Origin of the sequence: Legionella santicrucis, assembly GCF_001468135.1 — a bacterium.
Taxonomy (GTDB): domain Bacteria; phylum Pseudomonadota; class Gammaproteobacteria; order Legionellales; family Legionellaceae; genus Legionella; species Legionella santicrucis.
In genome coordinates this window covers 94,072-105,740 of sequence record NZ_LNYU01000091.1, presented here as the reverse complement: position 1 = coordinate 105,740, position 11,669 = coordinate 94,072, and the positions used below count along the sequence as shown (strand labels likewise).

Below are 11,669 nucleotides of genomic sequence, written 5' to 3'. Positions count from 1 at the left end.
TAACTGCGAACGGCTTGGTACTCCAAAATAATGGCAGCGACAATTTATCCGTTGCGGCTAATGCAACCTCATTTCAATTTTCTACACCTATTGCAGAAGGTGGGAATTATGCAGTCACCATACAGCAACAGCCAACTGGATTAACCTGTACCATTGATAATGCTACAGGTTCCAATGTTATGGCTAATGTGACCAATATAAGCATTGTCTGTAGTGTAACAACGTATACAATTGGAGGTTCAATTTCGGGATTAACTGCGAACGGCTTGGTACTCCAAAATAATGGCAGCGACAATTTATCCGTTGCGGCTAATGCAACCTCATTTCAATTTTCTACACCCGTTGCCGAGGGTGGAGGCTATGAAGTAACCGTACTGCAACAACCTAGTGGGCTAAAATGTAGTGTGAGTAATGGTACTGGTTCAAATGTCATGGCAGATGTAGCGGACATAAGCGTTACTTGTGTAGTTTTATATACCTATGTAACCAATAGTGGAGCAAACACTGTATCTCTTTGCAACATTAATCAAACTACCGGGGTATTAACTTGTCCAGGAACAACAGGTAGTGGCTTTAACAATCCACGTGCCATTCATATTAATCCAACTGGTACTTTTGCTTATATAGTAAATCAAAATAATGGCTTGATTACCCTTTGCACTGTTGATCAAACATCAGGAATATTAAATTGTCCGGGAACTACTGGCGGCGCCTTTCAGAGCCCCATTGACATTGCTATCAATCCTGCAGGCACTATGGCCTATGTCACTAATAGTGGCAATAATACCATTTCTCATTGTGTCATTAATCAAACTACTGGTGGGCTAACTTGTCCGAGTGTAACTGGCAGTGGATTTAACGGCCCTGGAGGCATTACAGTAAATCCAGCAGGTACTTTTGCTTATATAGTTAATGAGCTGGCTAATAATATTTCTGCCTGCGTTATCGATCAAAGTACTGGTAATTTTACTTCTTGCGCTGTATATACAGGGGGGTTTAATCATCCTAATCGTATCACGCTTAATCCCGGCGGGAATTTTGCTTATGTGAGTAATGGTTTTGGAGGTAGTAGTCCTAGTGAAGTTTTTCTTTGTAGCGTTGAGCAAAGCACAGGAGGCTTGACGTGTCCAGGCACAACAGGAGGTGGATTTAATCAGCCTTTTGGCATTACTATCAATTCCGCAAATACTATTGCTTATATAGCAAATAGTGGGAATAGTTCAGTATCTTTATGTAACATTACTCCAAGTACCGGCGCATTGAGTTGTCCTGGAACAACTGGAAGTGGATTTAATAACCCGACTGGCATTGCAATCACTGGGAATCTTTGATTTCTATAGTGTCACCCACTAAGTACTTATAAGGCACAAGTAATGACTAAGCCGAGCGAGCTTGTAATGATGTATAAAACTTAGTGGGTGACACTATAAGTTGTTTCATCTTAAATGACCTCAATTACTCTTTAAATGAGCCCATTTAATAAGCTCTAACGCCCTATTGACAACCGATGATAAGCTCTGCGAGCTCGGTTGGTGGCATAGTCACTAAACTGTCTACAGCAGCATTTGTACTCACATTCGCAACTAAATCCATATTGATTTCATTACTCATTATAACAGCCTGGTTCTGAGTGGGCTGCGTCATGTTTGTAGTACTTAAGTTGCTATAAGAATCCCAGGGAATAGGACCTGGGGTAAATTTTTGATTTTTATCAAACGAACCGCTAGCAAACTTTTGTGAGGGACCAAGAAGTTCATTGCCACTTTTTACCATTCCTTCAGTAACTTGAATATATGTTTTTTGTGGTGTTGCAATAAGTTTGAATTGTGTTCCCTGAATAGCAAGTGCGACAACAGGTGTTTGTATGAGACCTTTCTTTTTTCCGGTTGATTTGTATTCAATTGCACCTGTATTTAATTTGGCTTTTAATTTTAATTCGGCCTTCGGTTTATACTCCACAGTTTCATAATTAGAATTCTTTTGTATCGCGACAAGAGTACCATTTTCATATTGAATATCTATTTTGGCATTCGCCTTAGTGATGATTGATTCACCTATATGAACTGGTGAACCCGGAGATAGTATTCGTTGTATGTTACCCTTTTTAGCAATTGCTGTATTGGTAACATTCAATACTTTAGCGATGGGTTGTGCAACTGCATTGATAGAATAGAAGAATACATAGATAATCATTAATTTTTTCATTTGCTTTCCTAGCAATATATTTATTAAACAATAAACAACACTTATTTTTGCGTATGAACAAATACCCCATTCCAATCTTTTGGCGGTGGCTTTTGAATAAAATCTTCGATACGACGCAAAAAAATCTGATAAAGCCGTCGTTCAGGATCTTGTGCCAGTAATTTTAGGAATTGTTCTTTTGCCTTTTCCCACTCTTGGGCATAATAACATTTTAATCCTTGTTCATACTCTTGCAATTCTGCTAAAAGCTCTGGCGGAGCCTCTTTTCTATAGCCTAGAGGTTCATAAATCTTCACTGGAATATGTCGTCCCTTCACAGTAATTTGATCGACTAAACGCCAGAGAAAAGGAGTATCCTGCATTTGTGATGACTCATTAACTAAAATGGAAATTTGGTAATATTTGGTTAGATCTTGTAACCGTGAGGCTAAATTTACTGTGTCACCAAGAACCGTATAGGAGCGGCGAAACTCTGAACCCATATCACCTACATCCATTAATCCAGTGGCAAGTCCCATACCTATCCTGATGTAAGGCAAATTCACCTCTAATAATTTTTTATTAATTTCTTCTAGATTATCTTTAATCGTTAAAGCAGCTGAAATGGCATGATAACAGTGCTCGTTATCGGGTAAAGGGGCTCCCCAAAAAGCCATGATCATATCACCCACATATTTATCGATTGTGCCTTTATGACTAAAAATAATATCAGTAATTGGCGTAAAAAATTCATTTAATAATCTTTTAATCTCCTTGGCCTCTAAATGCTCGCTTAAGGTAGTAAAATCACGAATATCAGCAAAAAAAACTGTCATCTCACGCGTTTCACCTTCCATACTGGAATTTTCAGAATCCGTGAGTTTTTTTACGTAAGAAGGAGGAACATATTGTCCAAACAATTGTTTTATTTTATTTTTTTGTCGCTTTTCAAGAATGAAATCATAAGAAAAATTAATAATTGCTAATAAAGTAGTTAATAAGAATATTATCGCTGGTGCAATAAACGTATTTTGATAATGAAACAATAAAAAGGAAGTGCCTGAAATTAAAGTAATAATAAGGAAATAAAAAAGTAGCAATATAAAAGGACTGCAAAAAGGAAATAGAATAACTAAAATACCACCTAATACACTAATCGCCAGTATACCCGTAACAGTATTCCAATTAAATTCGGCCAGTGCTTCTTGAGTCAAAATTGCCGTAATTATATTGGCATTTATTTCAGCACCTGGAAAAGTTTGAGATAAAGGAGTTTGATGGAGATCTGCTAAAAGTACCATGGTAGAACCAACAATCACAATCGAACCAGTAAGTTCGTTAGGTGATAGTTTATTTTGTATCACATCACTTGCTGAATAATAATCAATAGTACCTGGTAATCCCCAAAATGGAATCAGTATTTGTCCTTTATGATTCGTGGGTATAAAAATATCTTTAATGGTGATCCCATCTAAAAGTTCTTTACCATGACGTGCATGCGTCACCAATTTTACGTGATCCGTTGCTAGATATTGCATTGCTGCTGCAAGTGCAATGTTTGCATACAATTTATTGGCATAATTTCCTAATAAGCTTCCATGTCTAATAACACCATCAAGATCTGGAATATTGGAAACGAAACCAGCGTGAGGAGATGCCTTTAAAAATAAAGGCAAAATCCCATTATACCCCAGAAATTCAGGGACAATGTAATTTGTTGCATCAATAGGTTTCGCATTTTGATTAAGAAGAGGTTGCGGTAAAGAACCTTTTTTTACCTGCACATCATAATGTAATAAATAACCGAGAACAGCATTGTTACTTGATAAAGTAGAGGCGAAAATTTGGTCATTATCGACATAAGGTTCTATCTCATTCAATAGGTGAATAATTTGCTGTTGCATATCCTTTTGTGTGAAAGCTAATTGAGCTACTTTTTCTTTTAGACTCTGGGCATAATTTTTTTCAACATCAGAAAACACTATATCAAAAGCAACAACCCTTACACCAAGATTTTTTAGGTTATTCAATAGTAGAGCAATTTTATCGCGTGGCCAGGGCCAACGGCCTTCTCGCTGGACAGAATAATCATCAATATCGATAATCACTACTCGAGGGAAGTTTTTTTTCTGATGTAAATTCAGCTTGGATAAATAATCATAGATAAGACCATTAATACGATTTAAAAAAGAGGGCTGTTCACTTTGTAATACAAGAATAACAATGAGACATAAAATTCCCAAACCAAATTGTATGGTTCTGTTTTTAATTGCTTTAATCAAAGAAAGCTCCCTTAATCCATGGCAATCTTTAATGAAACTATGGAAAGATTACTATGATAAACGTTAGCTCGTTGTACATATTGTTGCTCCAAACGTAGGGTTACCTTTTTCAATGCAAAATTAACTCCTCCACCCACTTGGAATCCATTTTGGTTTAAATTAAATTCAGGCGCGGTACTCACTAAAGTACCTGAAATGAGTGGACGGCTATTTGAAAACTGAACAACTTGAATTAAGCCTCCATTGATAAAAGGCTCTATGATTTGCGTGATCTTATAACCTATTTCCGCATTTTCCAAAAGATATGATGACTTATTGGTTAGCGGTGCTATGGTATTTGATACTAAATTAGGGCGAAAAAAATAAGTAAATCCATTTTGTTTAATTTCGTTATGCAAAACACTAAACGCACCGGTAATTAAAAAATTATGAAAAATAGTGTTATATAAAGTACTTAAACTTACAAACCAGTTATTGCTATGATTTGTAGCTGAGGCAATTTGTTGATTAGGCGTATTAGGCGCCATTAATGTGAGATAATTCAGCTTATTTTGTCCATAACCACCATAAAAATCGACAAATAGATGTGGCTTAATTGATTTTGTTATATGGCCAAAAAGCGAATTATTATGGATAGATTGGGTTGTTTGAATAAGCGGCGTGGGAAAAATAAGCACGTTAGAATCCAAACTCATGTCTGCCCTGTAAATAAATAAACCTCCCGTAAGCCCCTTCATTATTTGCAGATTATTGGCCCCTAATGCATAAAAATTTGAATGACCTTGAAAACTATTGTAATTCGCAAACTTAACTGATTTAAATTTAAAATCTCGATAACTATAAATACCTTGAAGATAAAATAGAGGATTATTATTAACCCCTGTTGTTTGCTTTTCCTTATTTAATGAGGTATCGGCAAAACTTAAAATGAGATAAAACGAACAGAATAAGCTAAGTACAATCCTTTGTTTTTTCATGGTATCCTCAAACAACAATCTAAAATCAATTATACATCGGAAGCGCAACATTTATAGTTACATCTATGTGAACGAGAAGCAATAACGGCTCTCCACTTTTATCCCAATTATTGCTTACCCAGCTATCGCGAAACCTTAATTCAAAAACCTTCCCTCAAAAATTCCTCACGATGACACACGTCTTAGAAAAGAGAGTCATATTTCACATGCAATAAAACAACTATTTGCATCGCTCTAATTATTTATTTTTCCAATGCTATCAGTAAGTAACTAATTTTTTTATATCACATATAAATACATTTAATTGGATTAATCGAGATCTGATTGTTTTAACTATGAGCTTTATGGCACAAAAAACTTTAGATAAAGAAATATTAAACGCACATAAAGTGCATCAACAAAAATTCATACCCATTACCCAGGAAGCAGCGACTAAAGCCCGAGCTAAAATACTAAGTGAGCAGAAAATTGAGTATTTTAATTTTGTAAAACAACTTAACGTGATTGTTTTGGATCTACAAAAGAAACAAAAATACAATACAAACTACAAAAACGTGACTCAAGTTGCCTTAGATTTGTATGGGAAATTAAAGGATGCCGCAGTATTTTTTGAGCAACCTACTGCAGAAGGCTTTGAAGTATTTAAACAATTTTGCAATGGTAGTATTAATGAGGCGGCAAAAGAATTTAAACAACACCGTGATTTATGGCATACAATTCATCCTGTTCTTAAAAGTATATTGGGTGTTGTAGCAGCACTCACTGTAATCCCTGCTTTAATAGTAGCGACAACAAAAACAGGATATGTTAATACATTCTTCAAAAAACCTGAAACCACATCCTCTAAAAAACTGGGACGAATCAAAGGGATGCTTGATAAGGTAGAAGAAGAGGTAGAGCAAAAAATAAAAGTATAGCGGCTCGAATGTGATCTGACAGAATTTCTGTTAGATCACATTCAGCGGTAATGTAATACCCATCAAAGCTAGTAAATAGGGATAGAGCCAAATATTTTTCAATTGTGGGGTGTTGCATAAAGAGTACGAAAAATATCGGGTAATGGTATTGATTTATTTTGCGTATAATCCACCCAAACAATTTTACAACTGCCATGGGCCATAAGTACTTCATTTTGATAAAGCTCATGATCCATAATCATACTGGAATTACCCAGGCTATGAATTTTAGAACATAAAGTAACCGTAGCAGGATAAATCACCGGTTTTAGAAAAGTACAAGCAACATGAATCACTACTGGGCCTGTTTTTTCCGTCATATTAATATTTAAGTCCCTTAACCATTCAATACGTGCTTCCTGAAAATACTCAAAATATCGTGCATTATTTACATGCCCTAATGCATCCATATCACCCCACGCAATAGAAAACACTTTTTTATGTATTTCAACTTTTAGCTCATTCATTTTAGATTCCAATTTGACTTTTTATTAAGATAAATCTATAGGATCCACATCTACATTCCAGCGTATACCATTACTTAATTTATTTTTTGCGAGCCATTCACGCAATTGGGTTAAAGTATTTTTTAAAACTTTTCTTGAGGCTGATTTAATCAATAATTGCATACGGTATTGATTCGCTTTACGAGGCATAGGAGCTGGCGCAGGTCCCATAACGATAATGGAATGTGTTGTTATCTGCTCTTTAACTGCATGTAAAAATTTTAATACATTTGTTGCTGCCTTTCCTTGTGCCCGAATTACTGCCAAATAGTGAAACGGAGGCATTTCGGCTTGTTGACGCATCGTTAATAAAACATCTGCAAATTGATCATAGCCTTGCTGAATTAACAAATTAAGTAATGGATGATCCGGCAAATGTGTTTGAATTAAAACTTGTCCTGCATCATCTGCGCGTCCTGCACGTCCTGAAACCTGAGTTAATAATTGCCCTAAATGCTCAAGAGCACGAAAGTCTTGGTTGTAAAGTCCAGCATCAGCATCAAGTACCACTACCAAAGATAAACGTGGAAAATGGTGGCCCTTCGCCAACATTTGCGTACCAACAATAAGCTGAGCCTCTCCACTATGGATTTTATCCAAATGCTCATTCATGGAATTTTTTTTACGAACTGCGTCGCGATCGATGCGCACAACTTCTATATTAGGAAAATACATGCTTAAAAATTCATGAACACGCTGAGTACCTGCTCCCACGGGAATCAGCTCCATACTTTGGCAATTCGAGCAATGCCCTGGTTTTTTTTGCGTCAAACCACAATGATGACAAATCATCTGCCCTATTTGTTTATGGAGCGTCAAATGGCTGTCACAAGCACGACAATCAACCATCCAACCGCATTGATGGCATAACAACACCGGCGCAAAACCACGACGATTAATGAATACTAAAACCTGATTTCTCTTCTGTAAGTGTTCTTGAATCACGTGTAAAGTTGGAGTTGCTAAGCCATGTTGCACTACTTGAGCACGCAGATCAATGAGTTGGTAATGCAATGGCGTTGTCGATATCGCTTTATGAGTTAAGCGTAACAATTTATATTTTTTCTGCTTGCTATTATGGATGCTTTCAAGACTAGGCGTGGCTGAACCCAAAATGATAGGAATATTTGCCAAATTTGCCCGCATTAATGCCGTATCACGAGCTGAATAGCGCACTCCCTCCATTTGCTTTAATGAGGGATCATGCTCTTCATCAACTACAATTAACCCTAAATCAGGCATTGGTGTGAAAATAGAAGCCCTAGTTCCAATGACCACTTTAACCTTATTTTCTTTTGCCAATTGCCAGGCAACTTGGCGTTCGGATTCATTTAAGCCGGAATGGATCACGGCAATAGCATATTTAAAGCGCGCTGTAAAACGAGCTACTAATTGTGGTGTTAAGCCAATTTCAGGAACTAAAACTAAAACCTGCTTCTTTTGCTCTAAAACTTCAGCGATCACCTGCAAATAAACTTCCGTCTTACCACTACCCGTAACTCCTTGTAATAAAAAGCATTGATAATGATTTAGCTTTTCTTTAATCGCAGTGACAGCAACTGCTTGTTCTGAATTCAGCATCAAGGGCGGTAATGGTGAAATTTTTGCTGGTTGGGGAAGTAAGATGTGTTGCGATAGAGAAAGAACTTGTGCTGCAAGTAGGTGACGCAATTGATTGCTATTAAATCCTTTTTGGGTTAAATCACGTTGAGCAACAGGTTCTTTTTGAGTACTTAAAAATTCGATAAGCTGTAGCTGCTTATGTGCACGAACAGGAATACGTTTTTTAGCCTCATCCAAAGATAATGCTAATTGATAAAAATCGCCCATAGGTAATTGACAGGCTTGGCCTAAACGATATTTTTTGGGTAGCGCCAAAGGCAGTACTTCCGATAAAGGTGATTGGTAATAACTCCCTATCCAGGAACATAAGGTCAATATTTTTTCATCAATTAAAGGCTCTTCATCAATAATAGCACTGATGCTTTTTAATAAGGCACTATCCTGCAAAGATTCATTCGTGCGGATTACAACACCAAGCCGTATTTGTCTGCGAAACGGAACCCAAACTCGAGCGCCTATACATGGAGTAAATTCGTCTGCAATATAATCAAAATAATCTCGATTAGTATGGGGAATACACACTTGATAAACCGTATTAACTGTCATTTGATGTGCCGATAAGTTGCATGAATCCTCGCCTAACTTCATAGGCACCCCAGTTCTGCGCTCCATGTCTTCTGGCATTTTTAGCTCTGTAACGGATTGCGAAAGAGATTTATTCATCCGCTCTTTGCCATTCATGGCTGGCTGATTGTCCTGGAGCTGAGAAAATCTTGACTACAACCCTCTCGATGCGATGCCTATCTAACTCATCCTTATCTTGAATCAACTCATGCACAAACCACTTTGAAAGTTCTTCAACAGTAATATTGGTTACTGGTAATAGAGTGACATCTTCCTTAAGAAAAGGAATTTTTTTATGGTTGAACGTAAAATAATAATATGCCTCATCTTCAGCATATTCCAAAAAAGGTGAAAATTGCGGCATCAAAAAAGTCTGGTTCAAATAACGACATAATTTATGGATACGCTCTTTATAATAACGGTAATCAAAAGTCATCCCATTTTCTTCAACCCAGGTAGTCAATGCGAGATAAACTCCATACATATGGCCATGCAAAGGTTCTCTTTCTGTGGCAGAAAAAATGGTAGTATGACCAGCAGAAAACTTCATTGATTCTTTTTGTAATTCTACCGTAGTAAGATATTTTTTCTCGTTCATAAACTCACTCGTTTATCATTTAGTTGAAACCCATGGAAAGCAATATCAATCTCTTTGCTCAATGCAATTACTTTAAACAACTCACCCATTTCACTAGGCTGTATCAACTGTTTTATCGCTTGCTTTGCTCGCACCTGTTCTAATTCACTATTCAATGAGTTAATAAAGCTTAACAAACCATTGCCCAGTAAAAAAGAGGCTTGATTAGTATAACCAGCAATATGAAAACCTGCTTGTTGCCCAGCCTCTGCTACATGAGTAAAGTCTACATGTGCAGTAATATCTTGTTCTCCAAGATGCAATAAAGGATTTGAATGACTGTGATGTTGATAATGACACATCAAAGTTCCTTGATTTCGATCCGGATGATAATACTCATGGCGCGGAAAGCCATAATCAATTAAAAAAACAACACCTTGCTTCAGCATACGGTAAGTATTTAAAATCCAATCATCAATAAAGAGATTGACCTCTGACAGATAAGGGACACCTAGCGAGGTTATTTTGTGATTTATATAGTGCTGCAAACGCTGATTTTGACAAGGTTTGAAAATCTCAATCAACTGTTGATGTTCGTTTAAACGCACATAACTTTCCATAATCCCTTGTTCGGTGTTCATAAAACGATGCACGGGCATTGCATCTAGAACTTCATTCGCCAAAACCACCCCATTAAACGGAGTTTCTGGCCAACGATCCAACCAAGTGACAAGATGCGCTAAATGAGGGATTCTTTGTGCAATCATCTCACGTTGACGATGACATAAATTAGCGCTGACCTCAAGGATATAATAGGCTTTGGGTAAAGAGTTATACGCAGCAAGATGCTCTAATATAGAGACACAAAGTGCACCAGAACCCGCACCAAACTCAAAGAGTGAGGGTGATTCAAGCACATCGAACACTTGCAGACATTGATTTGCTAAAGTTTTACCAAACAAAGGTGTTAATTCAGGAGCAGTGATAAAATCACCATGCTTCCCTAATTTTTGCAATCCTGAACTATAATAACCTTCACCTGGAGCGTACAATGCAAGTTGCATGAATTCTACAAAGGGAATCGCTTGTCGTTGAGCCAGTTGTACTTGCAGTGTTTGTAGTATACTCATAACGAAATGATTAAAAAAATCTAGGAAAAATACCTTGAAATTCGAAAAAACACAAGAAGCAAAACTTGCTTTAGTTACGGGTGGAGCACGCCGCGTTGGTGCCGCAATAGTCCAAAAACTGCATGCTACAGGATATAAAGTAGCTATCCATTGCCATCAATCATTGCCAGAAGCCCAACTCCTTGCAAAAAACCTAAATGCTCAACGTGCAAACAGTGTTTTTTTGGTACAAAAAGAATTATTTGAACCTACCGCTGCTGAAGACATTGTGGCTGTAGTAAATGATTGGGCTGGGCGTTTGGATTTACTCGTTAACAATGCGTCTCTTTTCATACGTACCGAAATTACATCCTTTAGCACAACAAATTGGAATGCGTTGTTCGATATTCATGTTAAAGTTCCTTTTTTGCTAAGTCTTGCAGCTCGTCCTTTACTAGCAAAACAATCTGGATCCATTATCAATATCACTGACATCCATGCTGAAAACCCCCTGAAGGGATATTCTGTCTATTGCCAAAGTAAAGCTGCCTTGGAAATGCAAACAAAAAGCTTAGCTCGCGAATTTGCTCCTGAAATCAGAGTGAATGCAATTGCTCCGGGCTCAATTATTTGGCCAGAGAGTTCCAATGCATTGAGCCCAGAAATACAGGAAAAAATCATTGCAAAAATACCATTAAAAAAACACGGCGACCCAGAATATATTGCGCAAGCCATTTTAGCTCTAGCTGAAAATCCTTATATCACTGGACAAATTCTTAAAGTTGATGGGGGAAGAAGTATACTTACCTAGCTAGCTCCGTCCATACGAACATCTTTATTTATCTGTACTGCGATGCTTTTTATCAAAAAATACTCTTATTTGATTTTTCA

10 protein-coding genes are annotated in these 11,669 nt (G+C 37.1%); 3 read left to right on the top strand and 7 right to left on the bottom strand.

Annotation, left to right across the window (positions count from 1 at the left end; genetic code table 11):
• Positions 1–1,331, top strand: a 1,331-nt coding sequence (locus tag Lsan_RS18155) for a lactonase family protein (RefSeq protein ID WP_157068333.1), incomplete at its 5' end; no start/stop codon positions are given.
• Between the two features lie 163 nt (positions 1,332–1,494).
• On the opposite strand, the gene Lsan_RS18150 is transcribed toward Lsan_RS18155, so the two are convergent.
• The 3 genes from Lsan_RS18150 to Lsan_RS18140 are packed head-to-tail and all read right to left on the bottom strand — an operon-like array spanning position 1,495 to position 5,443.
• Entirely contained in the window at positions 1,495–2,205 is a 711-nt protein-coding gene (locus Lsan_RS18150; RefSeq protein ID WP_058515527.1) for a FecR domain-containing protein, read from the bottom strand.
• 41 nt (positions 2,206–2,246) lie between these two features.
• Positions 2,247–4,466, bottom strand: a complete 2,220-nt coding sequence (locus Lsan_RS18145; protein ID WP_237762203.1) for a CHASE2 domain-containing protein — start codon at positions 4,464–4,466, stop codon at positions 2,247–2,249.
• An 11-nt stretch (positions 4,467–4,477) separates the two neighbouring features.
• Entirely contained in the window at positions 4,478–5,443 is a 966-nt protein-coding gene (locus tag Lsan_RS18140; protein WP_058515526.1) for an autotransporter outer membrane beta-barrel domain-containing protein, read from the bottom strand.
• Between the two features lie 344 nt (positions 5,444–5,787).
• Between Lsan_RS18140 and Lsan_RS18135 the strand changes: the two genes are divergently transcribed.
• Entirely contained in the window at positions 5,788–6,360 is a 573-nt protein-coding gene (locus tag Lsan_RS18135; RefSeq protein WP_058515525.1) for a hypothetical protein, read from the top strand.
• Positions 6,361–6,458: 98 nt separating this feature from the next.
• On the opposite strand, the gene Lsan_RS18130 is transcribed toward Lsan_RS18135, so the two are convergent.
• The 4 genes from Lsan_RS18130 to Lsan_RS18115 form a co-directional block, all read right to left on the bottom strand.
• Positions 6,459–6,866, bottom strand: a complete 408-nt coding sequence (locus tag Lsan_RS18130; protein ID WP_058515524.1) for an acyl-CoA thioesterase — start codon at positions 6,864–6,866, stop codon at positions 6,459–6,461.
• Between the two features lie 24 nt (positions 6,867–6,890).
• Complete coding sequence (locus tag Lsan_RS18125; RefSeq protein ID WP_058516079.1) at positions 6,891–9,116, bottom strand: primosomal protein N'; 2,226 nt, start codon at positions 9,114–9,116, stop codon at positions 6,891–6,893.
• Positions 9,117–9,183: 67 nt separating this feature from the next.
• Positions 9,184–9,690, bottom strand: a complete 507-nt coding sequence (locus Lsan_RS18120) for a 6-pyruvoyl trahydropterin synthase family protein (protein WP_058515523.1) — start codon at positions 9,688–9,690, stop codon at positions 9,184–9,186.
• Positions 9,687–10,799 (bottom strand): class I SAM-dependent methyltransferase, encoded by a 1,113-nt coding sequence (locus Lsan_RS18115; RefSeq protein ID WP_058515522.1) that lies wholly within the window; start codon positions 10,797–10,799, stop codon positions 9,687–9,689. The genes Lsan_RS18120 and Lsan_RS18115 overlap by 4 nt, the downstream gene beginning before the upstream one ends.
• A gap of 34 nt (positions 10,800–10,833) precedes the next feature.
• Between Lsan_RS18115 and Lsan_RS18110 the strand changes: the two genes are divergently transcribed.
• Positions 10,834–11,589 carry a pteridine reductase gene (locus Lsan_RS18110; RefSeq protein ID WP_058515521.1) on the top strand — a complete coding sequence of 252 codons (756 nt, stop codon included), beginning with the start codon at positions 10,834–10,836 and terminating at the stop codon, positions 11,587–11,589.
• Positions 11,590–11,669: the final 80 nt, after the last annotated feature.

Bases quoted from the DNA above. Each gene is read 5' to 3' on its own strand.
- Lsan_RS18140 (WP_058515526.1), bottom strand. From the start codon at position 5,443: ATGAAAAAACAAAGGATTGTACTTAGCTTATTCTGTTCGTTTTATCTC.
- Lsan_RS18125 (WP_058516079.1), bottom strand. From the start codon at position 9,116: ATGAAGTTAGGCGAGGATTCATGCAACTTATCGGCACATCAAATGACA.
- Lsan_RS18150 (WP_058515527.1), bottom strand. From the start codon at position 2,205: ATGAAAAAATTAATGATTATCTATGTATTCTTCTATTCTATCAATGCA.
- Lsan_RS18120 (WP_058515523.1), bottom strand. From the start codon at position 9,690: ATGAACGAGAAAAAATATCTTACTACGGTAGAATTACAAAAAGAATCA.
- Lsan_RS18130 (WP_058515524.1), bottom strand. From the start codon at position 6,866: ATGAATGAGCTAAAAGTTGAAATACATAAAAAAGTGTTTTCTATTGCG.
- Lsan_RS18135 (WP_058515525.1), top strand. From the start codon at position 5,788: ATGGCACAAAAAACTTTAGATAAAGAAATATTAAACGCACATAAAGTG.
- Lsan_RS18115 (WP_058515522.1), bottom strand. From the start codon at position 10,799: ATGAGTATACTACAAACACTGCAAGTACAACTGGCTCAACGACAAGCG.